Genomic DNA, 25,487 nt, shown 5'->3' with positions numbered 1-25,487 from the left:
CAGTGCTGACCGAATGGGCGTTGCCTGAATCATTGCTGCCTTGAACGGGTACCGATCAAACGGGTACTGATCAAATGGAGGCTGGCCGAGCCGGTGAAACCTCGATGAAACCAGATTTCACCGGTCAAATACCCGGTGAAATCTTGAATTGACCTGAGTTTCACCGCCAGTCGGGCTTCCTCACTCCCCCTCTGCCGCTCGCTTCTCCTCCGCCGCTTGTTTCCCCTCCGCTGCGTCGAAGCGCGAGAAGAAGAAACAGGCCGCCCCGCCGAGGGCGAACGGCAGGAGGATGCCGATGCGCAGGCCGACGGCGTCGGAGATCGTCCCGATGAGCGGGCTCGTGACCACCGCACCCGTTCTCATGATCCAGCCGACCACCGTGAGCGCCGTGCCGTCCCGGAAGCCTGGGGCGGCGTCCGCCACCGCGAAGGCGGCGGGAACGATGGTCGCACTCCCGAACCCCGCCAGGGCGAACCCGGGGATGACCGCCCAGGAGTAGGGGAAGGCCGCTGCGATGGACAGGCCGGCGGCAGCCATGGCCATGCCCGCTCGCGCAACCCGACCTCTCCCTCGCCTGTCCGTCATTGAGTCGCCGGCTATCCGGCCTACGACCTGCGCGACCATGGTCACCACGTAGACGACCCCGGCCTCGGCGCTGGGCCAGCCAACTCTGTCGTTGAGATAGTTGGCGCTCCAGTCCATGCCGACGATCTCCACCTGCATGCCCGCTATGCCGACGATCGCGATCGGGAGAAGGCTGATGAGCCTGGCGGTTCCACCCCCATTCGCCGCACTCCCCGATGCCTCCGCGTGTGGCGGCCGGGAGGCGGCCGCCGGCAGGCGCGAGAGGCGTGTGGCGAGTGCGGCGAGGCCGAAGCACACCGCCGACATCGCCGGAAGGTGAACGGCCAACGGAACCCCATGCGTGGCGGCCAGGGCTCCGACGGCGCCGCCGGCCACCGAACCGACGCTCCACAGGGCGTGCAGGGAGTTGATGATGGAACGTCCGCAGGCCTCCTGGACTCGCATCGCATGGGAATTCTGCGCGGTGTCGACGATCGCGTCGCACACACCGCCGAGAAAGAGGGCCACCATGAACAACCGCGTGTAGCCGGCGTTCGCGGCGACACCGGCCACACCCATGGCGAGCGCCAGGGCCGCGGTCCACCACAGCGACGTCGCCCGAGCGCCCAGCCTCCGGATGAAGAGCGAAGGCAGGATCGTCGCGGACATCGCGCCTATCGAAAAGGCGACGACGGTCAGGCCGAATGCCCCGTCGGACATGCCCAAGCGGTGCTTGATCTCCGGATAGCGGGCGACCATCCCCGCGAAGACGGCCCCATTCGTGAAGAAGAACAGCGAGATGCCGAACCGGGCCCGCAAGGCGGAGTGCATGGGCGGCGGAGCCGACGACGAGGTGACCACCGGGCCATCCTAATCGCACCCGCCCCGACCGCGGCGATGATGCACTCGCGCGGAAAACAGGCGCGCCTCGCGGAGCCGGCTCCATACGGGATGACGACGCCTACACCGGAGGGCGCCGGGCCTCCACCCGACGCACGATCCCCGATCCCGAAAACCGTCGGAGGCCGGGACGACAATGGTTGGCATGGAGATACCGACGCTTCTGCTGCTCATTCTGCTGGCTCTGTGCCTCTTCGTGGGTTTCGTCCTCGGGTACGCGAGGGCGATCCTGCGGTCCACCGAACGCGAGCGCTCGGGGCAGGCCCAATCCCAGGCCGCCGAATGGCAGGCCAAGGCGGCCGAAGCCTCCGGCCGCGCGGACGTCCTCGAGCGCGAGAACGCCGAGTTGGCCGAACGCGCCCGCTCGGATCAATCCCTGGCCCAGATGATCACGCCGCTGTCAGCCCAGTTGAGGAGTATGACGGAACAGGTCACGGCGATGCAGACCCGGCAGGCCTCCCACGACGCCGCGATACGCGAGCAACTGTCCCACGCGGCGCAGACCAGCGAGAAGCTCGCTCACGAAACGGCCTCGCTCAGCAGGGCGCTCACATCCGTCTCGGCCCGCGGCACGTGGGGGGAGGTCGAGCTGCGTCGGATCGTCGAGGCCTCGGGCATGCTCCCCCACGTGGACTTCTCCGAACAGCAGCGGGTTTCGACCACGACACGAGGGTCCTCCCACGTATCCGACTCCGCCTCGCGGCCCGATCTGACGATCCACCTTCCAGGCGGGGCGCACATCGCCGTGGACGCGAAAGTCCCGTTGTCCGCTCTGCTCGAAGCCTACGAAATCGAAGGCATCGGCGAACAGGATCTGGCCAAGCGCAGCGAACTCGTGCAAAAGCACGCCGACGCCTTGCGCACCCACGTCAAGGAGCTCGCCAAACGTAACTATCCCGGTGAATTCGCCGGTTCGCCGGAGATCACCGTCCTCTTCCTCCCCGCGGAGTCCCTGCTCTCAGAGGCTTTGACGAATGACCCCTCCCTGCTGGAAGACGCGCTCCGCCAGAAGGTGGCCCTGGCCACCCCGAGCTCTCTGCTCGCACTCCTGCGCTCGGTGGCCGCTGTATGGTCCTCGACCCAGATCACCCAGGAGGCCCAGGCGATTCTCGAGCTCGGCAGAACGCTCGCCGAACGGCTGGGGAAAGTGGCCGAGCACCTGGACAGCCTCGGCTCGTCGCTGCGGACCACGGTCGACCGGTACAACAAGACCGTCGGCTCGCTGGAGAAGCGCGTCCTCGTGACGGCCCGGGACCTGACCTCGCTCGACGCCAAACTGGATCCGCCCCGCCCGATCGAGGGCGACGCCGCCCAGGTCAGGAAGATCGCGGCGCCCCAGCTGCAGTTCGACGCCTCTCAGGAGCCCCTGTAGAGAGGAGCATCCCTTGAGAGATGTTCGAAGACGCCTTTCGTGTGAGAGTAGAGAGGCCTTGCCGGATGCGCGGCGAGTCGAGCCCGAATGATTTAGCCTGAATCTTTGGATCAGTCCGGCCCGAACATGGCTGAGTCCGAGCCCAGTTGAGCCTGAGTCTCGAGACCGGTTGAGCCCGGCCCTTGAACGCGCGATGCCTGCGCCTAGAGGTATTTGCTCGCCTCGCGGATCGACAGCGCCGACATCCGTCCGCGGTGGTCCTCGATGAAGCCGCGGACCCATTCGGGAGACGTCTTCGAATAGTCGCGGAGCGCCCAGCCTATGGCCTTGTCGATGAAGAATTCCCCGGATCCGAAATTGGCTTGAAGGATGTCGGCGAGCAGCTCCGTGTCGGTGTCGCCCTTGCGGAGCAGCTGATGGTCGATCGCTATCCGCCGCACCCACATGTTCTTATCGCGCGCCCATTCGAGAATGGTCGGCCGCGCATCGGGAAACCTGCGGATCACGTCGCCGACGGTACGGTCCAGGGAGTCGACGGTGTCCCACCACGATTTGGACGTCGCCAGGGCTTTCAGCCGCGGCAGGTCGCCGGGGACCAAATGCCTGCGCACGATCCGCAGGTAGTCTGCGCCCACGTACTGGAACTCCCGTTCCTCGCACTGCCAACAGGCATCGACGAACGGCCAGTCGATGCGCCCCTCCTTTTTAACCCCGGCGAAATGCGGCTTGCACACATCGCGCCTCCGCGTGGCCGAGATCCCCAGGAAGGGAAACTGATTGCGCATGTAGGAGGACATCGGCCCGGCCCTGCCGGGATCCGACGCCTCACGGAGATCGCGGAAGAGCGCATCCGCGTCGATCATGTTTCCTCCTCGCCTTCCCTGACTGAAGTCCCTTTCCCCTGCCGGAGCCCCTCGAGCTCAGCTGGCTGGGCCCTCGATCTCGACCACCGGTTGAGATCGACGGCTGGGCCCTCGATCCCAATCACCGGCTGACGCCTCAGGCTCAACCGGATGACAACCGGATCCTCACGCGGCGCCCTAACCGGGATCTTACGCGGTGTCCTGTATCGGGCCCTCACGCGGTGTCCGCACGCCGACGGCCGGAGGCAGGCTCAGCGCGTTCGGTTTGTGCGCCGCCGTCGAATACCCTCCTGTTGCGGGCGCCGGCGTTGCGCACCCGCCTGCCAGGCGACCTCTCCGCGGCCGTGCCGGCCCCGCCGGCCTTTTGTTCCCGGACTTTGTGGGGCCTGTCAGGCTGGATCCCGGTTGCCTTGAGGTCCGCCCGGAGGTTCTTCGGCAGGGTGAACCGGATGTCCTCCGACACCGTCTCGACGCGTTCGACCTGCGTGTATCCGAAAGACCTCAGACGTTCGACGACGTCGCGAACGAGGATCTCGGGCACGGATGCGCCAGAGGTCAGGCCCACCGTCGTCACACCTTCCAGCCAGGCGGGGTCGACCTCCTCGGCGCGATCCACCCGGTAGGCGGTTCCCGCACCGGCCTCCAGCGCGACCTCGACCAGGCGCACCGAGTTGGACGAATTCGCCGATCCCACCACGATGACGGCGTCGCACTCGGGAGCCATCGTCTTGACCGCGCCTTGGCGATTCTGAGTCGCGTAGCAGATGTCGTCGGACGGCGGGTCGATGAGGTTCGGGAACCGCTGCCTGAGCAGCTCGACGATCTTGAGGGTCTCGTCGACCGAGAGCGTGGTCTGGGAGATCCACACGACCTTGTTCGGATCGCGGACCTGGACCGCGTCGATCTCCTCGGGGCCGTTGACGACCTGGATGTGCTCGGGCGCCTCTCCCTGCGTGCCCTCGACTTCCTCGTGCCCGGCGTGCCCGATCAGGAGGATGTCGTAATCTCCCTTGGCGAAGCGCACCGCCTGCTTGTGCACCTTCGTCACCAGGGGGCAGGTCGCGTCGATCGTGAGCAGGTTCCTGGCGGCCGCTTCGGCGTGGACGGCGGGCGACACGCCGTGCGCGGAGAACACCACTCGCGCACCCTCGGGGACTTCCTCGGTTTCGGAGACGAAGATCGCCCCGCGCCTCGTCAGAGTTTCGACGACGAACTTGTTGTGGACGATCTCTTTGCGCACGTACACGGGCGCCCCGTACAGCGCGAGGGCCTTCTCCACGGCGTCGACCGCGCGATCCACGCCCGCACAGTACCCGCGCGGCGTGGCCACGAGGATCCTGCGCCCGTCGGGAGAGGGAGCCGACGGGATCTCAGACGGGAACGCCGAAGCCCCGGCGAGGGAGGCGGCCGGCCCGTTTGATCTTTCAGTCACCCTCCAAGCCTAGTCGGCGGGTCACAGCCGCGCGAGAGTGAGCCCGGACTCCCCCGGGCACCGCGGGACGCCGGACGAAGACCTCGACAGCCCCACTCGTCGCGCCCGCCCGGGCGACGGCTCTCAAACGCGCGGTCCCGGGCGAAAACGCGCGCAATCGCGACGGCCTGCCGGGGAAAGGACACGTCTCACTAGGTAAAAGGGCACATCACCCGGGAAAGCGCGTGTGGAAGCATGTACGCATGGCGCAGAAAATCCCGGTGCCGCCGGAGCTGCCCCAACTCGCGGCACAGACGAGTCCGCAGCGGCCGTGGCCGCTGCGGGTCCTGTCGATGAAGATCCGCGAATACGTGGCCGCCATGTCGCGTCTGTGGGTCGAGGGAGAAGTCATCACCCTGCAACGCCGCCCAGGCGCGAGGGTTCAGTTCTTCACCCTTCGCGATTTGGAGGCCAAGGCGTCGATGTCGGTGAAGATCTCGACGCACCTGCTTCCCCTGGGAGTCGAGTCGGGCACGAGGGTCGTCGTCTGCGCCAAGCCGGATTTCTACGAGGCCAACGGCTCCCTGTCCCTGTGGGCCGACGAGGTCCGCCCCGTGGGAGTCGGGGACATCCTTGCACGGCTGGAGCAGCTGAGGGCGCGGCTGGCGGCGGAGGGCCTGTTCGCCGCGGAGCGCAAGAAGCGGCTTCCGTTCCTTCCGCGGACGATCGGGCTCATCTGCGGGCGCAACACGAAGGCCAAGGAGGACGTGGTCGTCAATGCGCGAACCCGGTGGCCCGCTGTGGGCTTCGATGTACGGGAGGTGCAGGTTCAGGGCTCGGGGGCCGTCGACGCCATGCTCCAGGCCCTGTCCGAGCTCGAAGCGGCTCCCGGCGTCGACGTGATCGTGCTGGCTCGCGGAGGCGGCAGCGTGGAGGACCTCCTTCCCTTCTCCGATGAGCGGCTGGTGCGCGCCGTCGCGGACGCCGTCACTCCCGTCGTCTCGGCCATCGGCCATGAAGGCGACAGCCCGATTCTCGACCTGGTCGCCGACCTGCGCGCCTCCACGCCCACGGACGCGGCCAAGCGAATCGTCCCCGACGTCGCCGAGGAGGAGGCGGGCCTCATGCAAGCCCTGCGACGGGGACGGGCGGCCGTCTCCTCGATGCTCGACCGCGCCCGAGCCGACCTGGAGGCTCTGCTGGCCCGCCCCCCGCTGGCCCGCCCGTCGACCATGATCGACGTCCGCGAATCCGACCTCGCCTCTCTGACACAGTGGCTTCACGCGCATGCGTCGCGCGCTCTCGACCGCGAGGAGGGGACGCTCTCAACCGTCGTGGCCAACCTGAGTGCGCTGTCCCCCAAGCTGACTCTCGAGCGCGGATACTCGATTCTTCTCGACGCCGATGGCGCCGTCCTGTCCGACGCCTCGAACACCGGCCGCGGAAAGCGCCTTCGGGCAGTCCTGTCACGCGGCCGGCTCGACCTGGAGGTGACGTCCCCAACACCACGAGGAGGCGAGAGTGGGAGGAAGAACAACGGACGAGGATGACGTCGACCCGGGCGTGGAAGGCCTCTCCTACGAGGACGCGCGTTCGCGCCTGGTCGAAATCGTCACCCGGCTCGAACAGGGGTCCATCCCTTTGGAAGAGGCCCTGCGGCTGTGGGAGGCGGGCGAAAGGCTGGCCCGGCACTGCCAAGCCTGGCTGGACGGCGCCCGCGAACGCCTCGCCGCCGCCCAAGCGGAGACGGACGGCCAGCGGTCTCAGACCCGGGCGTCCGGACCGAGCGGCGGATCGCGGGCGGACGGCGAGGAACCGGAAGAGGACGCCCTCGGGGAGCTGACATGAGTACGCTCGTCATCGGCGAAGCGCTCATCGACGAAGTCGCCTTCGCCGACGGATCGTGCCTGCGCGGACCGGGAGGCTCCATGCTGAACGTGGCGATCGGGTTGAGGCGACTGGGCCGGACGGTCCGTCTGGTCACCGACTTCGGGCTGGACCCCGACGGAGAGATCCTCGCCGAGTACACGGCCAGCAACGGTTTGGAACTGTGGCTTCGCGCCGACGCCGAGCGGACCAACCCGACGTCCGTATCCCGCACGGTCATCGGCGAGGACGGCGTCTCATCCCAGTCTCTGACCTTCACCTGGGACATCCAGGACATCCCCGAATCGGGCGCCTGCAAGCTGGACCTCCAAGTCCTGGCACCCACCTGCCTCGCCTTCGGCTCGGCCGCCTGCCACGTCGAGCCGGGCGCGAGCAAAGTCCGGAACTGGGTGAGCCACCTGCGCGACTCGGCGACGATCGTCTACGATCCGAACGTCAGCGCCTGCCTGATCGACGACCGCGCGAATGCGCGCGACAGGGTCGAGGACTTCGTCGCACTCGCCGACATCGTCAAGGCCTCCGACGAGGACGTCGCCCGCCTGTACGGCGCGCGGGCGGACAGCGGGGACATCGCGGCCGGATGGCTCAGCCTGGGCCCGTCCCTCGTCATCGTCACTCGCGGCACTGCAGACACGCTCCTCTACCCCCGCTCCGGCAGTCCCATCCGCATACCGTCCCAGCAAGTCGACGTGATCGACACCGCCGGAGCGGGCGATTCGTTCTTCGCGGCGCTCATCGACGGGCTGACGCGGATCTCACTGGACGGAGCCGCCCATCGCGACAACCTCAACCATATCTCGCGCACCCATCTGCAGAGCCTGGGGGCGTACGCGTCCACCGCCGCTTCCCTGACGGCCTCGCGGAGAGGGGCCGTTCCGCCCACGCGGGAAGAGCTGGCCGCGGTGAACGGCAGGTACCGCGCCATGTGACCGGCGCGAAGCTGCCTGCCTTGACCGTCTCCGTCAAGAGGCAGGCAGCTCGGTTACACCTGGTATAAACGGTAAGGACACACGAAGGCAAGGCCTGTCCATTCGGCGTGGGGTCCGGACTTTTCCTTGCCGCATCAATGCTTTACGGATTTTCCGATTATGCAATGGGGAATATGACCCCAAAATCCGAGGCGCCGGGAATTGACTGAAAGATAAAATAACAATATGATAACAATGTGGTTGCAGTCACAAGACATGTGACTGCCGACCGGAAAGGAACCACGGTGTTGTCGCGCCTCTCAATGGCAGGAAAGCCACTTCGGCTTCCCATGGTAGTCGCTCCGACTGCCTTTGCGCCAGGGGATGTGCGCTTGCCGACGCCCCGTCGAGGCGGCCGCGAATGCCGCCGCGCGACAACTCAATATCTGCGCTGCGGGACCTGAGCTGGCACTCCCGTCCCGTGGTGACGCTCCGAGAAGGAGCGGGCACCGCAGAGCAACCGAATATCACACACGCATGGCGTGGGTCACGATTTCATCCTCGTGGCCCACGCCGTCTTTTCAGATGGATTCAGATGGCGCCGACGGCGGTGCCCGGCCCTACGCCAGACCCGGCGTCACCGTCCCAGCCGGCGTTCGCGCTGGGTGTAGTCGCGAAGCGCGCGCAGGAAGTCGGTGCGGCGGAAATCCGGCCAGTACGCTTCGCAGAAGTAGAGCTCGGTGTGAACCGTCTGCCACAGCATGAAACCGCTCATCCGCTGTTCGCCCGACGTTCGGATGACGAGGTCGGGGTCGGGCTGGCCTTTCGTGTACAGGTGCCTGGCGATGCCGTCGACGCTGATCGACTGGGCGACGTCTTCGAGCGATCGGCCGCAGGCCGCCTCCTCCCTCAGGAGGGAGCGGACCGCGTCGGCTATCTCCTGGCGTCCGCCGTAGCCCACGGCGATGTTGACTTCCACGCCCCCGGCCTTCGCCGTGGCGGCCTCGGCGGCGCGCAGCCGCCTGGACAGACTCTCCGGGAGCATGTCGAGGTTGCCGACCATCCGCAGGCGCCAGTATCCGCTCGCCGCAAGGGTTTCGACGGCGCCCGCGATGATCTCGGCGAGCTGCCCGATCTCCTCGGCGGAGCGCTTGAGGTTGTCCGTCGACAGCAGCCAGAGGGTGACGACTTGGATCCCGACTTCGTCGCACCATCCGAGGAACTCGCTGATCTTGTCGGCCCCCTTGCGATGCCCGAAGGAGGCCGTCTGGCCGAGTTCGCGAGCCCAGCGGCGATTGCCGTCGAGCATGACGCCTATGTGCCGGGGCAGAGCTGTGGCGCCGAGCTCTCGCATGAGGCGACGCTCGTAGAGCTTGTACAGGAATGCCGGTGCGGCCAATGAACACCTCCTCGGGTCTCGGATACTAGGTTAACCCGGTGAGAACGATCCCACCTGCCGCAGGGGCCTGTGAGCCGGTGGACCTCGCACCTAGAATCGGTGGGGAACAAGGAGGACGAATGACCACAGTGATATCCCAGCGCAAGCTGCGCCTCAACGCAATGCCGAAGCCCAAGGCGCGAGGCTGGATCCACGCCGCCACAGCGCCCCTCGCGCTGGCCAATGCGATCGTGCTCCTCGTGCTCGCCCCGACGGCGCAGGCCAAACTCGCCTGCCTCGTCTTCGGGATCTCCTCCGTCGTCCTCTTCGGCCATTCGGCGGTCTACCACCTGGGCACGTGGTCGCCGAAGGTCGAGACGGTGCTGCGCCGGCTGGACCATTCCAACATCTTCTTGCTCATCGCGGGCACGTACACTCCCCTGGCCGTCTCGCTCCTGCCCGGCCGAACGGCCATCTTCGTCCTCAGCGTCGTCTGGGTGGCCGCTCTGGGCGGCATATACCTCGCGGTCGCCAAGCCGGGCGCCCCGCGTTGGCTCACCACGGGGCTGTACGTGGCCCTGGGATGGTTCTCCGTCTGGTACCTCCCCTACTTCTGGGAGACGGGCGGGCCGGCCATCGTCTCGCTGATCCTCACCGGCGGCATCGCCTACACCGTCGGGGCGCTCTTCTACGGCCTGCGCTGGCCCAATCCCTGGCCGCGGGTGTGGGGTTTCCACGAGTTCTTCCACGTGGGGACGCTGATCGGCTACACCTGCCAGGCCATCGCCGTGTGGCTCACGGTCATATGGCTGCCTTGAGGGGAAACGCCGGCATGGGGCATTGTGCGCCCATCGCTGGTAGTCTTACCGAAGAAACACCATGCCTGCGGCAGCGGGCATGGATTTTTTACTCGCGCACACACGGTCCCCTAAGGAGATGAACATGGCTGATGAGCGCAAAGGCGCCTGGCTGTCCCCCGAAAGCTACGAGCGCCTGAGATCCGAACTCGAAGAGATGACCACAACCGGACGCGCGGAGATCGCCCGCAAGATCGAGGCCGCACGCTCCGAAGGAGACCTGCGCGAGAACGGCGGATACCAGGCCGCCCGCGAAGAGCAGTCGAAGATGGAGGGCCGTATCGCCGAGCTGACGCATCTGCTGGAAAATGCGACGGTCTCCGAGCCTCCCACGGCTGCCGAGGTCGCCGCCGGCACGGTGGTCACGGCGTTGATTTCCGGGGAAGAGGAGCGCTTCCTCCTGGGCTCGCGAGAGGCCGCGGACCTGGTCGGCATCGAGGTCTATCCGGAGAATGCGCCCCTGGGCAAGGCGATCCTCGGCTTGAAGAAGGGTGATACGACGTCGTTCGCCACCCGCACGGGCAGGAAGATCAGCGTCGAGATCCTCGACATCGAACCCTTCCAAGGATAGGCGGGTACCGCATGTTCATCTGGGAGTCTTCCGGCGATCAGGCCGTGGTCGACCCATCGCAAGCCCTTCCGGGACGCAGCGAGCCGATACTCGCCGACCCCATGCCCCACGCCGTGCTGGGGACGCCGATCCTCGGCGAGCCCGGCGACGGCCAAGAGGTCATCTATCTGGCCTCGGGATGCTTCTGGGGAGCGGAGAAGGCGGCGTGGGAGCTGGGCGCCGATGCGACGGCCGTGGGCTACATGGGGGGCTCCACTCCGAACCCCACCTACGAGGAGGTGGGCACCGGGCAGACGGGGCACGCCGAAACGGTCCGCGTCCTCTACTCGCCGGCCGTGCTGCCCACCGAACGCCTCCTCCAGGCTTTCTTCGAATCGCACGACCCCACGAGTCTCAACCGCCAGGGAGGCGACGTCGGCACCCAGTACCGGTCCGCCGTCTTCCCGACGACGGCCGCCCAGGAGCCTCTGGCACGCGAGATGATCAAGACGTACCAGAAGGTCCTGACCGAAGGCGGATACGGCGATATCGTCACCGAGATCGTCCCGGCCCCCGCCGCGGGAGCCTTCTATCCGGCAGAGGACTACCATCAGCAATACTTGGCGAAGAACCCAGGCGGCTACCAATGCCACGCGCGCACCGGCATGGCCTGCCCGCTCCCGCAATCCGGCCCTCTCCGGCCCGGGCCCGCAGACGATTCGCCGTCCCGCGGCCGCGACGACGCCTGATCTTCACCTGCGCCTTATCCGGCCTCTCCAGTTGGCGAGGTTGGAGGTGCCGCTGGACGTCGCCTTCTTGACCGGCGACCTGCGCGTGCGCCTAGGGGACGGCACGGGGGGCGCAGCGTCCGGCGCCTGCGGCATCGACAGCGCGCGCATGTCGATGCGTCGGAGCACCTGATCGACGACCGCGACGTCCACCATGGGATCGCGCCTGGCCTCCAGTATTTCGCCGCGCGCGGCCTCCAACGCCACAGACTGTGCGCCGACGACCATGTCGTGGATGTCGGAGGCTCTCCTGATCGCCGTGTCCGTCAAAGCCGTGCCGCCGATGTGATCCCAGTGGTGGTCCACTTCGAGCCGCGTCTTCAAGCGCTTGGCCCATGAACGCAATTCGTGGCGTTCGGGCTCGGGAAGGTCGAGATTCTCGAAGTAGACTTCAAGAGCGTGGCATGCGGCGTACTGTGCGCGGCCGGCGAGCTCGGAGACCTCCTCGGCTTCCACACTCCCGTCCTCGGTCAGCCTGAGGGTGCGGATGAGCCAGGGAAGGAGCAGACCGGTGGGGACGAGGGTGACGAGGAGCACGAGTGCCGCCACAACGACGACCAGTCTCCGGTATTCGGCCATGTGACTCTCGCTCCACGTCGGCAGGGACAGGGCGAGGGCGAGTGTCGCCAGACCTCGCATGCCGCACCAGGCGATGACCAGGCAGTCCCGCCACGATCGCGGCACGGCCCCGCTGTGCCTCCTGATCTCTACGAAGCGCAGGAGAAGTGTGGCGGCGAAGCGGACGAGAATGCTCACCGCGACGACGGCGGCCGCCACGCCTAAGTAGCCGGCGATCTGCCGCCACCCCTCGGCGTCGACGATGTTGCGGATCTCCAAACCCATCAGGCCGAACGCTGTGCCGGTGACGAGCAAGTCGACCACTTCCCAGAACGAGGCCGTCATGAGCCGGTCGCGCACCGCCTCGGGATCGATCCGGCGGTTGATCTCCAGGGCGGTGACCACGACTGCGATCACGCCGGAGGCGTGCACCTCCTCGGCCACGAGGTAGGCGACGAAGGGGACGATGATCGTCACGGCGCCGGTGGCGGCCACGTTCCGAATGGTTCTGCTCGCCGCGCTTGCCAGCCAGCCGATGACGTAGCCGATGGCGACGGCGAGGACCGCCCCGACGAGGAAGTTGAGGAAGACGTGGCTGAATTCGCCCTCCCCGTCGAGGGATCTGATGGACGTGGAGAAGACGACGATGGCGACGGCGTCGTTGAAGAGACCTTCGGTCTGCAGCGTCCGCATGATTCCACGCGGAACCTTGGCCGGCTCGGCGACCGACTCGACCGCGACCGGATCGGGAGGGGCGACCATGGCCCCCAGCGCGAAGGCGAGGGGGACTTCGATGCCCGGGACGAGAAGGAGGACGACCCCCGCGGCCGAGACGGTGGTCACCGCGGTCAGGACGAAGGCCATGATGAGCAGGGTACGCCAGCGACGCCGGAACACCGACCAGGAGGCACGCCTGGCCATCGCGAAAAGCAGAGGCGGCAGGAAGAGCGGGAGGATGATCTCCGGATCGATCGCGAACCGGGGAAGCACGGGAAGGAAGGACAGGCCTGCGACCGCCAGCAGCAGAAGGATGGGATAGGGAAGTTGGGTGCGCTCCCCCACCACCACTGCAAGGATCGTCACCGCGAAGAGACCCAAGACCATGACGAGACCGGACACGAACGCACTCCCTTTCCCAGCGTGAACATCGATTCCCCGACGCGACGTTTCGGGACCGACCGTGGCGCCGTAGCCCTCCTCGATTATCCCCCATGAGTGCGCTCTTCCCGTTCACGCGTGGGCAATGGCGCGTTCGCCTATGGCGTCGCGCCCATGGAGATCCCGCCTCTGCTCAGTGCCGGAGGGGTCGAACCTCATTAGACTGGGAACGGCGGGTGCCGCCGACCCGGGCGGCACGTCGCCGCGTCCGTCGAAGCGGTGCCACGGCGTGGTCCCCATGACGGCTCGGCATGATTGCGACAGAGAGGACACCATGGACGTCACCCTTCCCACCGTCGTAGGAAGCTTCGGCGAGACCCCCGAACTCGTCTTCCCCGAATCCGATGCGCCTCGCGGACTTCACGCGGTCGTGCTGGAAGAAGGGACCGGCCCCGCCGTTCAGGCCGGGCGTGAAATCGAGGTCGACTACCTCGGCCAGATCTGGAACGGCAGGGTCTTCGACTCGTCCTTCCGACGCGGGCATTCGGTTTCCTTCCCAATCGGGGTCCGAATGGTCCTGGAAGGATGGGACCAGGCGATCGTCGGCAAGAGCGTCGGCTCCCGCCTTCTGCTATCGATCCCGCCGGAGAAGGGCTACGGCAAGGCCGGAAACCCACGGGCGGGCATCCGCGGAACGGACACCCTGGTATTCGTCGTCGACATCCTCGGGGTTCGTTGAAAGGTCGGGAAGCCGACGATCGAAGGGAATCAGGGACGGGGAACGGCGCCCCTGAAGCGGTCCGCTAGCGGCCGGCAGCATGAACGAGGGGCGTGGACGGAACCGTGAAGTTCCGCTCACGCCCCTGACGTTCGGTTACCGAACAGGATGCGATGGTCGGCGCACAGCACCGAGAGCCATGCCGTCATCTCCGTCCGCACGGGAAAGCCGGGAACTGGAGCGCCGAGAAGAACGCGCGCGCCACCCGTCCCCGGCCGTGCGGGAGACCGGACTCAGCGGTCGCCGGCCAAGACGGCGAGAATCCGCAGCACCTGCCAGTAGATGAAGATGACCGTGGAGACGATGCCGAAAGCGGTCATCCACGCGAACTTCTTGGGCGCGCCGTTGGCCACGGCGTAGTGCACGAGTTCGAGGTCGCCGATCAGCATGTATCCGCCGATGAAGATCAAGAGCAGGCCGAGGATGATCCCGAGCGGAATGCCGCCGACTTTCATCGAATCGAGTCCGAACATGCCGTCTACGGCGTTGGTCGAGACCAAGATGATGTTCACGATGCCGTAGACGAAAGCCGCGATGAGAATCGTCAGGACGATCTTGTTTCCCTTGCTGGTCGTGCGGACGGCCCCGCTCATGTGCAATCCGACGGCCACGGCGACCACGACCAGAGTGCCGATGATCGCCTGGAGGGCGATCCCCGGGTAGAGGTCCTCCAATGCGGCCGTGACCACACCCATGGCGAAACCCTGGACCGTCGCGTAGGCGATCGACAGGCCCGGCCCGACCATCGGGCGGAAGGCGCAGAAGATGGCGATGCCCAGGGTTACAGGGATCGTCAGGGCCACCAGCGGCATCGCCGCCTTGCTGGGCATGAACGCGCCGAGCATCGCCGTGATGATCGTGAACGCCAGCAGTACGGTGGTCTTGACCATCGCATCGTCGTAGGTCATGGTCGCCGAAGCGGACGATCCCGGGGTGAAGACCCCGCCGCCCGCAGCCTGAGGAGCGTAGGCCTGCTGACCGGCGAATTGGTTCACGCCGGGCTGCTGGCCGTACACGGGCTGACCGTAGGCGTCGTACTGCTGTCCGTATTGAGTCTGCGAGGGGTAGCCGTTCGGCATCGTCGGCCCCCTGAAATATGGATTACGGTCCATCACCGGATTGTTGGCCACGTTTCCTCCTTGTGGGCAAGCATTCGCTTGTCATGTCGAGCCCATTCTATGCGACTCCGACGCCTCCACTCGCCTTTGTGGCTCCGCTCTCAGCGCAGAGGCAGGATAGAACTTCCCCTCGAGGCGGCGGGGAAGCCTCATACGTAAGAGAAGTTACATCGGAGCATCCCCGACGCGACCCTCGATTTCGGCGGAATCGCAGCAAGGCAGCCGAATCCCGCCTCTGAACGCCTTACCGGCCAGGAGGCCGACGGGGCCGGCTCGCGTCCCAACATGCGGAACGCACGAGCAGCGGACGTCGGATCCGTGAAATAAACTGGGGCAGGGGGTTAAAGGGTTGAAAGGGTATCTATGATAAAAGTCGACAATCTGACTAAGCGATACGGCTCGAAAGTCGCCGTCAACCAGTTAAGTTTCGAACTCCGGTCCGGGCGCGTCACCGGATTCCTCGGTCCGAACGGCTCGGGGAAGTCGACGACCATGCGATGCATCGTCGGCCTGGACCGTCCCACGGGAGGTCGCTGCACCATTCGCGGAGTCGAGTATGGAAAGCTCCCCTCCCCCTTGACGCAGGTCGGCGCCCTTCTGGACGGGCGCGCGTTCCATCCCAACCGCACAGCCCGCCAGCATCTGCGAGTCGTCGCCGACACCCACGGCTTTCCGAGGAGACGCGTCGAAGAAGTGCTCGAGCTGACAGGCATCGCTTCGGTGGCGAACAAGCGGCTCAAAGGCTTTTCCCTGGGCATGGGCCAGCGCCTGGGGATCGCCAACGCCCTTCTCGGAGATCCGGAGGTCCTGCTTTTCGACGAACCCGTCAACGGACTGGATCCCGACGGCGTGCGCTGGGTCCGCGACCTTATGCGCGACCTGGCCGCACAGGGGCGGACCATCCTCGTCTCCTCGCATCTCATGAGCGAGATGTCACTCACGGCCGACGACCTCGTGGTGATCGGACGCGGGCGCCTGCTCGCCCAAGGCGACATCAAGCAGTTCACCGAATCGGCCTCCCACAAGACCGTTCACGTCTCCGGCCCCGACGTCAGAGCGATCGCCGACACCCTGGCCAAAGCCGGGATGCAGCCGCAAGTCCAACCCGGCTCGGAGAACAATCCGCACGGCGTCGTCGACATCGCCGCCGGAGATCGAGCGCAGATCGGCCACATCCTTCACACAGCCGGGCTCGAGCTCCACGAGCTCTCCGAATCGCATTCATCCCTGGAGGACGTCTTCATGGAGCTGACGGCGAACGAAGTCGAATACGGCGTAGGAGCGCCCGCCCCAGGGCTGCCGGGGCAATCGCCCGACCAGGTACGCGGAGGTGCACGATGAGCATGGACAACGACTACAACGGCAACCGCACTCCCGGGGCGCATTCCCAGCGTCCGCCGGCCGGCACGGCTCCAGCGTCCGCCGGCACGGTCCCGCCTACCGCACCGCAGGGCCCAGAGGGACGGGAATTCGCCCAGCGCGCATTCGACCCGCGCCGGTACCGCAGCACCTTCGCAGGATCGGTCCGATCCGAGCTGCGCAAGATGACGAGCCTCCGCTCGACATGGATCGTCTTCGTCGTCCTCGCCGCATTCACCACCCTCGTCACGTGGGCGGTGGCGGCCGACTCCTCGGGGAAGGGGAAGTCCGCAGACGCCCAGATCGTCACGGCGCAAACGCCGTTCTTCATGATCTTCATGCTCGTGGTCGGAGTCCTAGCGGTGACCGGCGAGTATTCGTCGAACACGATGAGGACCACGGCGCTGTCGACTTCGAACCGAATCACCGCGTTCACAGCCAAGACCACTGCCGTCTGCTTGATGATCGGAGCGGCGACCTTCCTCCTCCTCCTGTGGCTGATGGGACTTGGCCAAACGATCTCCAGTTCCGGCCTCGAGATGGGCGGCAACAACTTCAGGCACCTGTTCTCCTCGTGGTTCGCGACGACGACCTGGGCTCTCATGGGGCTCGGCGTGGGGTACGCCATCCGGTCCACCGCGGGCTCGATCATAACGATGGTCTTCTTCCTGTGGATCACCCCGCTGCTCGCGCTCCTCCCGATCGATTTCTTCGAGCACACCTTCAAAAAGATCATCCCGAACACTCTGATCACCACGATGGCCTACCCGTCAGGGAACAGCGGCGCTAACGGCTTCGACGCGCCTACATATGGAGCCGCGTTGATCACGTGGATCGTCTATTTGGTCGTGCTCGTCCTCCTCGGCCTGTTCCGCTACAGGAAGAGTGACATCTAGGCGACGCCATCCGCAATATTCTTCTATGGGAGTGCCAGTATCAGGTAGCGCCCGGGCCGTCGTAGACGGTCCGGGCGCCGCCCCTTCCTCCGCCCGGCCGCTGCCCAACGGGCAGACCACAGCGCCCAGCTGCATTCCCGCCAGCCAAGGGGAAAGCCATGAACCACGCCAAGGATGAAGAAACCGCACTCATGCGGCGTCTGACCAGTGCACAGGTCTCGATGATAGGCCTGTCGGGCGCACTGGGGACGGGCCTGTTCCTCGGATCGGGCTCGACGATCGCGCTCGGCGGCCCGGCGACGGTCGTCTCCTATGCGATCGCCGGCCTGCTCGCCCTCGCCGTCGTGTGGGCGCTGGCCGAGATGGTCTCGACCCACCCGGTGCCCGGCGGGCACGGGGCCGTGACCGCCTCGTACCTGGGGCGGCTGGGCGGGTACGTCGCCCGCTGGAACTATGCCGTCACCATGCTCATCGCGGTCGGCGCGGAGGTCACGGCCACCGCCACGTACCTGCGCTTCTGGTTCCCCGGCCTGCGGCTGGGGCTCGGGACCGCGCTGTGCTCGCTGTTCATCGTGTCGCTCAACCTGGCGACCGTGCGCCTCTACGGGAGCAGCGAGTACTGGTTCTCCATGGTCAAGGTGACGGCGATCGTCGTCTTCATCGTCATGGGGGCCGTGATCGTCTTCTTCGGCCTGCCGGGCAGGCCCGCCACCGGCCTGACGAACCTCACTGCCCACGGCGGCTTCGCGCCCAACGGCGTGACCGGGATCCTGGCGGCCGCGTGCATGGCCGTCTTCTCCTTCGGCGGCGTCGAGAACGTCTCGGTGGGCGCCGCCGAGTCCGAGAACCCCGAGCGGGACGTCCCCCGGGCCGCCAGCACCATGATCTGGCGCCTGCTCCTGTTCTACGTCTTCGCGATGTTCATCGTCATCGCGCTCCAGCCGTGGACCGCCACGGCCCAATCGGGCGACTCGGCCACCGAGTCCCCCTTCGTCAAAGTGCTGAGCATCGCCGGCATCCCCGCCGGCGCGCATATCATGAACGCGGTCCTCATCGTCGCGGCGCTCTCGGCCGCCAACGGCTGCCTCTACTCGTCGAGTCGCATGATCCACTCGTTGGCCATCGACGGCATGGCCCCTCGGTTCGCAGCCCGGACGTCCGCTCACGGCTCGCCCCGCAGAGCGGTGGCGATCGCCACCCTCGGCATGCTGATCGCCGCAGTGCTCGCCCTGGTCAGCGAGGATCGCGCTTTCATGTACCTCTTCGGCTGTGCGACCATCGGCGTGCTCGTCACGTGGGGCGTGACGATGTGCGCCCATCTGGCCTTCAGGAAGAAGCGCGCCGCCGCCGGGCTCCCCCTGCCGCGACGGCGCCTGGCGGGAAGCCCCTACGTCGACTGGATCGTCATCGCCGCGACGCTGGCGATCTTCGTCGGGCTGTACTGGCTCCTGCCCGTCGTCTGGTACGCGGGCGTGCCCTACGTCATCGGGCTCCTGGCCTCCTACGCGGTGCTCAAGCGGACGCTCACCGAGCCGACCGACCTCCTGGCCGAAGAGATCGCACGCACGCCGAGTTCGACTTCCGCGCCGAGTTCGACTTCCGCGAACCGGGAACCCTGAACCCGCGAAGAAGAGAGCATCGCCCGCCTCCGGAATTCCACTGAACACCGAGCGCTCAAGAACGCTAAAGCCGCTGGGATCGGATCGTCCATCCTCGGGGCCGCCCTGCCCACGGCGCCGCCGACTTCGCCTCATTTCCGCCGTCCTTCTGCCGCCCGCCGGAACGGGAACAGCGGGGTCCCAGAACCGACGGCGCCGTCCCCGCTACAGACTGTGTGAAGGCGACGGTCGAATTCTCCGGCCGCGTCGGAAAGGCGCCGGCAATACGGCGCGACGAACTCGGAAGCCTCTCCCGGGTCCGGCATCGCCGGAAGCGCCCCGCGCCGACCCGAGGACGGATACATGGCTCTCGCGACTCTCTAGGAGGATTCATGACCACGATTCACGCCGCGGCCCACGCCGACGAGCCGGCGAACCGCCCGTCCGCTCACCGGCGTCGGCGCGCATCCGCGACGGCGGCCGCGGGCCTGCTCGCCTTGGGGCTGAGCGCCTGCAACGGGCTCCGGCACCCCGAAGACTTCCCCACCGACGGGCCGTCTCTCAAAGCCACCAGCAATCCTGCGCAGGTCAAAGCCTCTGACTTCGGGCATGCGTGGAATCTGAAAGTAGACCATGGAACCGTCACCTGCAAGATGAATAGCAAGGGAGACCCCGCCCTCACCTTCACCGCCCCGAACGGCACCGTCTACGCGATCAACTACGTGGACGCCAACAAAGGGCTGCCCGACATCGAAAAGATCTCCACGGGCTCCGTGGGCGTGCTGCGGTCCTTCGCCTTCACCGTGTGCGACGCGAAGTGAATCCGCGCCCGCAGGCCCGCCGTACGACGGAGATTCGACAGAGAGCGGATGCTTGAGGGCGGTATCGCAATGAGCCCACGGGCGATGGGCCGCCGATCGTCCCTCTAGACCGGCGACGTTCAGCCGCTAGCGCACACACTGGGCCCGAATCCGAACCCTCGACTTTCCGGCTCGCCACCGGGGGAGCCGGAAAGCCGAGGGGCAGACTCAGCGCGACAGCGCGTCGGAGGCGGCCTTGACGTTCCCGGAGACCGGGACGAGGCGCGTCAGCTGCGTGACGTGGCGGGGTTCGAGCTCCTCGATGCTCGAGACCCCGAGCAGCTTCATGGTGCGCACGATCTCGCTGGACAGGATCTCGATGACCTTGTCCACGCCTTGACGCCCGCCGGCCATCAAACCGTAGAGATAGGCCCGCCCGATCAGCGTGAAGTCAGCGCCGAGGGCCATCGACGCCACGATATCCGCCCCGTTCATGATGCCGGTGTCGATCATCACCGTCGTGTCACGGCCGACTTCGCGGAGGACCTCGGGCAGGAGGCGGAAGGGAACGGGAGCCCGATCGAGCTGGCGCCCACCGTGATTGGACAGGAGGACGCCGTCGACGCCCAGATCGACCAGGCGCTTGGCGTCGGTCACATTCTGCACCCCCTTGATGATGATCTTGCCCTTCCACATGGAGCGGATGACGTCCAGGTCCTCGTGGCTGATGGTCGGATCCATCGCCGCATCGAGCAGCTCGCCCACGGTTCCCCCGGTGGAGTGCAGGGAGGCGAACTCGAGCTTGGGGGTGGTCAGGAAGTCGAACCACCACCAGGGGCGTGGGATGGCGTTGAGCACGGTCCCCAGGGTGATCTGGGGAGGGATGGAGAAACCGTTGCGCTTGTCGCGGAGCCGAGCGCCGGCCACCGGCGTGTCCACCGTGAACATCAGAGTGTCGAAACCTGCGGCGGCGGCCCGTTCGACCAGCCTGTAGGAGATTTCACGACGCCGCATGACGTAGAGCTGGAACCAGTTGCGCCCGGTGGGGTTGACGGCTTGGACGTCCTCGATGGACGCGGTGCCCAGGGTGGAGAGCGTGAAGGGGATGCCGGCGGCATTGGCCGCCCCGGCTCCGGCGATCTCGCCCTCGGTCTGCATGAGACGGGTGAACCCCGTGGGGGCGATGCCGAAGGGCAGCGCGGACGGCCCGCCGAGGATCTGGCAGGATGTGTCCACGTCCTCGGCCGGCCGGAGGATGTCGGGGTGAAACTCGACGTCCTCGAAGGCCTTCCGGGCCCGGCCGAGCGAGATCTCCCCCTCCGCTGCGCCGTCGGTGTAGTCGAAGGCGGCCTTCGGAGTGCGGCGTTTCGCGATGGTCCGCAGGTCCCAGGTCGTCAGCGCGGCGTCCAGGCGGCGGCGCTTGGGGTTCAATTCGGGCTTCTTGAACTTCAGAAGGTCGAATACTTCGCTGGGCTTGGGAAATTGGCGTTTTACCATGGGCTTCCTCATCCTTGAGAACGGTGATCGGGTTGGCGTTATCTTATTTTTATGCTTCGGACTCGGGTTTGTCCACCCTGGCGCGCGCCGACGGCGAACCGTCCGGGCGGACTGACGCAGAAGAATGCGAATCCATTCGCGGTGCCCCCAGTCGGACTCGAACCGACACTGCGCCGATTTTAAGTCGGCTGCCTCTGCCAATTGGGCTATGGGGGCGCGGTCGCCGACCGCCGTCGGAGGCCAGCAGGTCCGTGGAAGCGGAGCGGTCGCCTCGATTCTAACCCGGAACGTCCGGTGGAATCCGCCAGTTTCACTGCCTACTGCGCGCTCCCTCGGCCGCCGTGCGATGGACGCCGACCCCGGCTCCCCCGCTGGCGGAGTCTCCGACCCGGAGCCTGCGCCTTCGCTCTGGAGACTCCGACCCTGGATCTTCCGATTTCAGCGTATCCGCCCGAACCCGCCCCGGTATAGTGAACAGGGTCTGTGCCATGGAGATCGATCGAAGAGGCAAAAGAAGAGCCAAAAGGAGGAACATGACGAAACGCCCCGGACTGCTCGCCCGCTACCGCAGGGTGCTCAAGAACGACGCCGCGGCCGGAATAGTCCTGATGATCGCGGCGGCCGCCGCCCTCGTGTGGTCGAATTCGCCGTGGCGCGAGGCCTACGAGCGCTTGGCGACGACGGTCGTCGGACCCGGGTCCGTCCACCTGGCCCTGCCGATCGAACACTGGGCGTCCGACGGGATCCTCACGGTCTTCTTCTTCGTGGTGGGACTGGAGCTCAAACAGGAGTTCACGCTCGGCTCCCTGCGCGATCCTCGCAAGGCGGCGGTGCCGATCATCGCGGCCGCCTGCGGGATGGCGGGTCCCTCGGCGTTCTACGCGCTGACGCAGGTCGCCGCCGGTTCCGGCGAGTACGGCGGCTGGGCCGTCCCCGTGGCGACGGACATCGCCTTCGCGCTGGCGATCCTCGCGATCTTCGGACGCGGCCTTCCGCCGGCGGCGCGCACCTTCCTCATGACCCTGGCGGTGGCCGACGATCTGGGCGGCATCATCGTCATCGCCGTCTTCTTCGCCGGAGGCGTCAACTTCGGCTGGCTGGGGGGAGCCATCGCCCTGGTGGCCGCCTTCGGGTTCCTGACCGCCAAGAGAATCACCCACTGGTGGTTCCTCTGGCCTCTGGCCGTCCTCGCCTGGTACTGCATGCACATGTCGGGCGTCCACGCCACGATCGCCGGGGTCGCCCTCGGCATGGTCGTGCCGACCGGGCAGAGGAAGTCCGAGCCCGAGCCGATGACGCACCGTTTCACCGAAAAGCTCAGCTTCGCCAGCAACGGCGCCGTCCTGCCGATCTTCGCGTTCTTCGCGGCCGGCGTGGACATCGTCGACTCCGGCGGTTTCAGGAAGATGCTCACCGACCCCGTCTCGGTGGGCATCTACCTCGGCCTGCCCATAGGCAAGTGCATCGGCATCTTCGGCGGCGTGTGGATCATGACGCGCTTCCTCAGGCTGCGCTTGGGGGCGGGAGTCGACCTCGCCGACATCTTCCCGATCTCGTTGGTGGCCGGCATCGGCTTCACCGTCTCGCTGCTCATCGCCCAACTGTCGTTCCCGGCGGACAGCCCGCACGAGCCGCATTCCAGGGTCGCCGTCATCTTCGGCACCCTGCTGTCGATCCTATTGGGCGCGATCGCGCTGCGCCGTCGTCTGAGTCATCCAGTCCGCGGCCCGAAGGGGCAGCCCGGCATGCGCCACGACGACCAGATGCGCCACTCCCCCGACCAGGGCCGCCGCTCCAGCTTCCACGGCGACATGCGCGGGCGTCACAACCCCGACGGCTCGCGCAGCTCGGCCGGTCCGCGGGAGGCCCGCGGCGCGGCGGATCCGCACGGCTCGCCCCATGCGGACGGCTCGAGCGACGCACCCCACGGGCCGGACAAGCGCGGCCCGGCAGGCTCCGGCGGGCACGGGCGACGGCCGCGGCGACCTTCCGACACCGACGTCTGAAGCGCGGGCGATAGCCGGGAGGCGAGACGGGATGCGGGCGGTGAGGTTGGGCCCCGGTTTTCCGCCCGTCAATCCTATCGGCTCCGGCTGCTCCGGCTAGGCTCGACGGCCTGTCACCGGCGCCTGGGGTTCGCGCGCGGCCCACAGGGCGAGCCCGTCGAGGATGTCGTGCTCGGACGTCGTGATGCCCGCGAGCATCCTGCCCGCCGCGGCCATGCGCTCTTCGACCCGTCGCACCACTTCGCCCCAGACCAACGCGCCCGCGGTGATGACGTCGATCCGGCCGGGATGGATGAACCCCAGCGCCGCCCGCTCGGCGTGGCGAGAGGCGAGGAACCACTCGCAAGCGTCGAGCGTCTGCCGGACGCTGAGCACTGCGCCGTGGATGCGCGCCGGATCGTAGGCTTCCAGGCCGAGCGCAGCCGCGGTGACCGTGGTGACGGTTCCCGCGAGCCCGACGAGACCATTGGCGGCGGACAGGTCGACGCGCCGCTCGGCCAGGTCGAGCGCCGCCCGGACGTCGGCCCTCGCGGCGGCGATCTGCTCCGAGGCGGGAGGATCGCCGGCCATGTGGCGTTCGTACATGCGCACGGCGCCGACGTCCATCGAACAGGTGCCGAGTATCCCGCCGCCGACGCTTCCCAGGACGATCTCGGTCGACCCGCCGCCCAAGTCGACGGTGAGGACGGGATCCGGCCCGCCGGCGGGCAGAGCCGACGACGCCCCCTCGAAGCTCATCCGGGCCTCCTCGCCCCCGCTGAGAATGCTGGGGGCGACGCCGATCCTGGCGGCGATCCCGTCGACGAAGGCGTCGCGGTTGCGGGCGTCCCGGGCGGCCGAGGTCGCCGCGAAGCGGATCGACTCGACCGCGTGCCGGCGGCACAGCGCGGCGTACTCCTCCGTGCGGGCGAAAGCCCGCGCCAGGGAGGCGTCGGCGATCCTCCCCGTCCTGTCCACTCCCTGCCCGAGGCGCACGATCTCCATGCGCCGGACGACGTCGCGCACAGTCCCGCCGTCGACGTCGGCGATCAGGAGTCGGATCGAATTCGTCCCGCAGTCGATTCCCGCGACCCTCACGCGTTCGCCCTTTCGTCGCAGCGGCACCGGTCCGGGTCCCAGGAGACGGCCGCGAGCGCGATGTCCCCCACGGGGCACACGCCCCGCCCGGCGCTCATCGCGAAGCCCGCCAGAGCGTGCAGGCATTTGACCCGGCCGGGCATTCCGCCGGCGCTGACCGCCTCGATCTCGGGGACCCTGCCCAGGAGTGCGCGCCTGGCCAGATAGCTGGCGTGCGCGGCGGCGTGCCCCGCCGCCAGTTCGCCGTCCTCGGCGAGGCGGGCGTTGAGCCGGGCCATGAAGCCCGTCGCCTCCAGTCGGGACATGTCGCGCACCAAGCGGGGGTGGGTGAGGTAGAAGAGGGTCGGGAAGGGCGTCCCGTCGGGCAGGCGGGGCCTGGTGATCGTGACGGCGGGGGCGCCGCAGGCGCATCGGGCCCCGACCGCCGCCAGGCCCCGCGGCTCGCGTCCGATCTGTGCGCGGATCGTCTCCGCGTCGCCGTCGCGCAGCGGGGACGCGTTGGCCGCGATGCGCGTGAGGTCCACGCCGACGTCCACGGGGTTACCGTCCATTCGCGGTCTCCCTGACGATGGGCGCCTTGTCGGAGCCGCCGCCGGCCTTCCCCGACTGCCCGGCGACCTTCACCGAGTCCCACATGGTCGAGTACCAGGGGGTCGCCGCTCGCTTGTCGCGGTCGACCGAGGCGACCTTCCTCTCCAGCTGCTCCTGGGCGGTTCCCTTGGAGGAGTCGGTGACGACGTGGAGGGTCTGCCCCGGCAAGACGTAGCCGAGGCGTTCGCGTGCCTGGGAGCGGACGTAGTCGTCGTTCTTCCACAGGTCGAGTTCGCGCTGGAGGTCCTTGTTGTGCTGTTGGACGGAGCCCAGCCGGGCTTTGACGTCGCGCAGTTCGCGCTGCTTATCGAGGTAGTTCGAGAGCGTGGGAGTCACAACGATCACCGCGATGACGGCGAAGAGGACGATGGACATGAGGCGCAGCGAAATGTGCTTGGGGCCGCCCGCGGCGTCGACGACGACGGCGCGGCGGGTGGAGAAGCGCCGCCTGGCCGTGCGCGGACGGCGGTTCTCCTTACGGCGCGAGCCGGCGCGGGTTCCGTGGCGTTCGCTCGGGCTGGCGCCTCGGCCGTCTCCGGCGGGTTGCCCGCCCGAAACGGCCCGTTCGCGGCCGAGGAGCTTCTTGCCGGGGCGGCGGCGCTCGGCCGGCTCCTGCGGCGCGGCCGGTCGAGC

The 25,487-nt window shown here is 67.3% G+C and carries 23 protein-coding genes and 1 tRNA gene; 13 read left to right on the top strand and 11 right to left on the bottom strand.

The annotated features are described in order from the left end of the window. Positions 1 to 180 precede the first annotated feature (180 nt). Entirely contained in the window at positions 181 to 1,425 is a 1,245-nt protein-coding gene (locus HMPREF0043_RS06620) for an MFS transporter (protein ID WP_051317480.1), read from the bottom strand. 184 nt (positions 1,426 to 1,609) lie between these two features. Between HMPREF0043_RS06620 and HMPREF0043_RS06615 the strand changes: the two genes are divergently transcribed. After that, on the top strand, positions 1,610 to 2,836 hold the full coding sequence (locus HMPREF0043_RS06615; protein ID WP_051317479.1) for a DNA recombination protein RmuC: 1,227 nt from the start codon (positions 1,610 to 1,612) through the stop codon (positions 2,834 to 2,836). 203 nt (positions 2,837 to 3,039) lie between these two features. Here HMPREF0043_RS06615 and HMPREF0043_RS06610 read toward each other — a convergent pair whose 3' ends face one another. After that, positions 3,040 to 3,699: a DNA alkylation repair protein gene (locus HMPREF0043_RS06610; protein ID WP_021602202.1), complete on the bottom strand. Its 660-nt coding sequence runs from the start codon at positions 3,697 to 3,699 to the stop codon at positions 3,040 to 3,042. Positions 3,700 to 3,913: 214 nt separating this feature from the next. Then, positions 3,914 to 5,068, bottom strand: a complete 1,155-nt coding sequence (locus HMPREF0043_RS06605) for a 4-hydroxy-3-methylbut-2-enyl diphosphate reductase (RefSeq protein ID WP_156897548.1) — start codon at positions 5,066 to 5,068, stop codon at positions 3,914 to 3,916. Positions 5,069 to 5,373: 305 nt separating this feature from the next. Between HMPREF0043_RS06605 and xseA the strand changes: the two genes are divergently transcribed. The 3 genes from xseA to HMPREF0043_RS06590 are packed head-to-tail and all read left to right on the top strand — an operon-like array spanning position 5,374 to position 7,926. Beyond that, a complete protein-coding gene (xseA, locus tag HMPREF0043_RS06600; protein WP_021602200.1) occupies positions 5,374 to 6,660 on the top strand; it encodes an exodeoxyribonuclease VII large subunit in 1,287 nt (428 codons plus the stop codon). Next, positions 6,632 to 6,958: an exodeoxyribonuclease VII small subunit gene (locus HMPREF0043_RS06595; protein ID WP_084432354.1), complete on the top strand. Its 327-nt coding sequence runs from the start codon at positions 6,632 to 6,634 to the stop codon at positions 6,956 to 6,958. Before xseA ends, HMPREF0043_RS06595 begins: the two co-directional genes overlap by 29 nt. Further along, entirely contained in the window at positions 6,955 to 7,926 is a 972-nt protein-coding gene (locus HMPREF0043_RS06590; RefSeq protein ID WP_021602198.1) for a PfkB family carbohydrate kinase, read from the top strand. Before HMPREF0043_RS06595 ends, HMPREF0043_RS06590 begins: the two co-directional genes overlap by 4 nt. 616 nt (positions 7,927 to 8,542) lie before the next feature. Here the strand turns inward: HMPREF0043_RS06590 and HMPREF0043_RS06585 are convergent. Continuing rightward, complete coding sequence (locus HMPREF0043_RS06585; RefSeq protein ID WP_021602196.1) at positions 8,543 to 9,304, bottom strand: isoprenyl transferase; 762 nt, start codon at positions 9,302 to 9,304, stop codon at positions 8,543 to 8,545. Between the two features lie 119 nt (positions 9,305 to 9,423). On the opposite strand from HMPREF0043_RS06585, the gene trhA reads away from it, so the two are divergent. The 3 genes from trhA (at position 9,424) to msrA (ending at position 11,439) form a co-directional block, all read left to right on the top strand. After that, positions 9,424 to 10,101 (top strand): PAQR family membrane homeostasis protein TrhA, encoded by a 678-nt coding sequence (trhA, locus tag HMPREF0043_RS06580; protein ID WP_021602195.1) that lies wholly within the window; start codon positions 9,424 to 9,426, stop codon positions 10,099 to 10,101. 124 nt (positions 10,102 to 10,225) lie between these two features. Beyond that, complete coding sequence (greA, locus tag HMPREF0043_RS06575; RefSeq protein ID WP_040318032.1) at positions 10,226 to 10,711, top strand: transcription elongation factor GreA; 486 nt, start codon at positions 10,226 to 10,228, stop codon at positions 10,709 to 10,711. Between the two features lie 11 nt (positions 10,712 to 10,722). Further along, positions 10,723 to 11,439: a peptide-methionine (S)-S-oxide reductase MsrA gene (gene msrA, locus HMPREF0043_RS06570; protein WP_021602193.1), complete on the top strand. Its 717-nt coding sequence runs from the start codon at positions 10,723 to 10,725 to the stop codon at positions 11,437 to 11,439. A gap of 3 nt (positions 11,440 to 11,442) precedes the next feature. Here the strand turns inward: msrA and HMPREF0043_RS06565 are convergent, their stop codons facing one another. Then, positions 11,443 to 13,155, bottom strand: a complete 1,713-nt coding sequence (locus tag HMPREF0043_RS06565; protein ID WP_051317478.1) for a cation:proton antiporter — start codon at positions 13,153 to 13,155, stop codon at positions 11,443 to 11,445. Positions 13,156 to 13,432: 277 nt separating this feature from the next. Between HMPREF0043_RS06565 and HMPREF0043_RS06560 the strand changes: the two genes are divergently transcribed. Continuing rightward, positions 13,433 to 13,873: an FKBP-type peptidyl-prolyl cis-trans isomerase gene (locus HMPREF0043_RS06560; RefSeq protein WP_021602190.1), complete on the top strand. Its 441-nt coding sequence runs from the start codon at positions 13,433 to 13,435 to the stop codon at positions 13,871 to 13,873. Between the two features lie 272 nt (positions 13,874 to 14,145). Here the strand turns inward: HMPREF0043_RS06560 and HMPREF0043_RS06555 are convergent, their stop codons facing one another. Further along, positions 14,146 to 15,024: a Bax inhibitor-1/YccA family membrane protein gene (locus tag HMPREF0043_RS06555; protein WP_040318054.1), complete on the bottom strand. Its 879-nt coding sequence runs from the start codon at positions 15,022 to 15,024 to the stop codon at positions 14,146 to 14,148. 369 nt (positions 15,025 to 15,393) lie between these two features. Between HMPREF0043_RS06555 and HMPREF0043_RS06550 the strand changes: the two genes are divergently transcribed. From HMPREF0043_RS06550 to HMPREF0043_RS06535, 4 genes are all read left to right on the top strand, one after another. Further along, the gene (locus tag HMPREF0043_RS06550; protein ID WP_021602187.1) at positions 15,394 to 16,371 is read left to right on the top strand and encodes an ABC transporter ATP-binding protein; all 978 of its coding nucleotides are present in this window, start codon (positions 15,394 to 15,396) and stop codon (positions 16,369 to 16,371) included. After that, positions 16,368 to 17,285: an ABC transporter permease gene (locus tag HMPREF0043_RS06545; RefSeq protein WP_040318030.1), complete on the top strand. Its 918-nt coding sequence runs from the start codon at positions 16,368 to 16,370 to the stop codon at positions 17,283 to 17,285. The genes HMPREF0043_RS06550 and HMPREF0043_RS06545 overlap by 4 nt, the downstream gene beginning before the upstream one ends. 158 nt (positions 17,286 to 17,443) lie before the next feature. Further along, positions 17,444 to 18,904: an amino acid permease gene (locus HMPREF0043_RS06540; RefSeq protein WP_021602184.1), complete on the top strand. Its 1,461-nt coding sequence runs from the start codon at positions 17,444 to 17,446 to the stop codon at positions 18,902 to 18,904. Between the two features lie 371 nt (positions 18,905 to 19,275). After that, positions 19,276 to 19,704 (top strand): hypothetical protein, encoded by a 429-nt coding sequence (locus tag HMPREF0043_RS06535; RefSeq protein ID WP_021602183.1) that lies wholly within the window; start codon positions 19,276 to 19,278, stop codon positions 19,702 to 19,704. Positions 19,705 to 19,911: 207 nt separating this feature from the next. Here HMPREF0043_RS06535 and HMPREF0043_RS06530 read toward each other — a convergent pair whose 3' ends face one another. Continuing rightward, complete coding sequence (locus HMPREF0043_RS06530; RefSeq protein WP_040318029.1) at positions 19,912 to 21,180, bottom strand: alpha-hydroxy acid oxidase; 1,269 nt, start codon at positions 21,178 to 21,180, stop codon at positions 19,912 to 19,914. Between the two features lie 142 nt (positions 21,181 to 21,322). Next, a tRNA-Leu gene (locus tag HMPREF0043_RS06525) sits at positions 21,323 to 21,396 on the bottom strand. A 317-nt stretch (positions 21,397 to 21,713) separates the two neighbouring features. Between HMPREF0043_RS06525 and nhaA the strand changes: the two genes are divergently transcribed. Further along, positions 21,714 to 23,186 (top strand): Na+/H+ antiporter NhaA, encoded by a 1,473-nt coding sequence (gene nhaA, locus HMPREF0043_RS06520; protein WP_021602180.1) that lies wholly within the window; start codon positions 21,714 to 21,716, stop codon positions 23,184 to 23,186. A gap of 96 nt (positions 23,187 to 23,282) precedes the next feature. Here the strand turns inward: nhaA and HMPREF0043_RS06515 are convergent, their stop codons facing one another. From HMPREF0043_RS06515 to HMPREF0043_RS11730, 3 genes are all read right to left on the bottom strand, one after another. Then, positions 23,283 to 24,263 carry a Ppx/GppA phosphatase family protein gene (locus HMPREF0043_RS06515; RefSeq protein ID WP_021602179.1) on the bottom strand — a complete coding sequence of 327 codons (981 nt, stop codon included), beginning with the start codon at positions 24,261 to 24,263 and terminating at the stop codon, positions 23,283 to 23,285. Next, positions 24,260 to 24,814, bottom strand: coding sequence for a DUF501 domain-containing protein (locus HMPREF0043_RS06510; RefSeq protein WP_021602178.1), 555 nt, complete (start codon positions 24,812 to 24,814; stop codon positions 24,260 to 24,262). Before HMPREF0043_RS06510 ends, HMPREF0043_RS06515 begins: the two co-directional genes overlap by 4 nt. Then, on the bottom strand, positions 24,804 to 25,487 hold a 684-nt coding region (locus HMPREF0043_RS11730; RefSeq protein ID WP_021602177.1), incomplete at its 5' end, for an FtsB family cell division protein. The genes HMPREF0043_RS11730 and HMPREF0043_RS06510, both read right to left, overlap by 11 nt.

The sequence above is a fragment of the Actinobaculum sp. oral taxon 183 str. F0552 genome (genome assembly GCF_000466165.1).
Classification (GTDB): domain Bacteria; phylum Actinomycetota; class Actinomycetes; order Actinomycetales; family Actinomycetaceae; genus Peptidiphaga.
This window is presented reverse-complemented; position numbering and strand designations above follow the sequence as displayed.

Bases quoted from the DNA above. Each gene is read 5' to 3' on its own strand.
- HMPREF0043_RS06610 (WP_021602202.1), bottom strand. From the start codon at position 3,699: ATGATCGACGCGGATGCGCTCTTCCGCGATCTCCGTGAGGCGTCGGAT.
- xseA (WP_021602200.1), top strand. From the start codon at position 5,374: ATGGCGCAGAAAATCCCGGTGCCGCCGGAGCTGCCCCAACTCGCGGCA.
- HMPREF0043_RS06530 (WP_040318029.1), bottom strand. From the start codon at position 21,180: ATGGTAAAACGCCAATTTCCCAAGCCCAGCGAAGTATTCGACCTTCTG.
- greA (WP_040318032.1), top strand. From the start codon at position 10,226: ATGGCTGATGAGCGCAAAGGCGCCTGGCTGTCCCCCGAAAGCTACGAG.
- HMPREF0043_RS06545 (WP_040318030.1), top strand. From the start codon at position 16,368: ATGAGCATGGACAACGACTACAACGGCAACCGCACTCCCGGGGCGCAT.
- HMPREF0043_RS06540 (WP_021602184.1), top strand. From the start codon at position 17,444: ATGAACCACGCCAAGGATGAAGAAACCGCACTCATGCGGCGTCTGACC.
- HMPREF0043_RS06550 (WP_021602187.1), top strand. From the start codon at position 15,394: ATGATAAAAGTCGACAATCTGACTAAGCGATACGGCTCGAAAGTCGCC.
- HMPREF0043_RS06615 (WP_051317479.1), top strand. From the start codon at position 1,610: ATGGAGATACCGACGCTTCTGCTGCTCATTCTGCTGGCTCTGTGCCTC.
- msrA (WP_021602193.1), top strand. From the start codon at position 10,723: ATGTTCATCTGGGAGTCTTCCGGCGATCAGGCCGTGGTCGACCCATCG.
- HMPREF0043_RS06560 (WP_021602190.1), top strand. From the start codon at position 13,433: ATGACGGCTCGGCATGATTGCGACAGAGAGGACACCATGGACGTCACC.
- HMPREF0043_RS06590 (WP_021602198.1), top strand. From the start codon at position 6,955: ATGAGTACGCTCGTCATCGGCGAAGCGCTCATCGACGAAGTCGCCTTC.
- HMPREF0043_RS06555 (WP_040318054.1), bottom strand. From the start codon at position 15,024: ATGGACCGTAATCCATATTTCAGGGGGCCGACGATGCCGAACGGCTAC.
- nhaA (WP_021602180.1), top strand. From the start codon at position 21,714: ATGACGAAACGCCCCGGACTGCTCGCCCGCTACCGCAGGGTGCTCAAG.
- HMPREF0043_RS06535 (WP_021602183.1), top strand. From the start codon at position 19,276: ATGACCACGATTCACGCCGCGGCCCACGCCGACGAGCCGGCGAACCGC.
- HMPREF0043_RS06510 (WP_021602178.1), bottom strand. From the start codon at position 24,814: ATGGACGGTAACCCCGTGGACGTCGGCGTGGACCTCACGCGCATCGCG.
- trhA (WP_021602195.1), top strand. From the start codon at position 9,424: ATGACCACAGTGATATCCCAGCGCAAGCTGCGCCTCAACGCAATGCCG.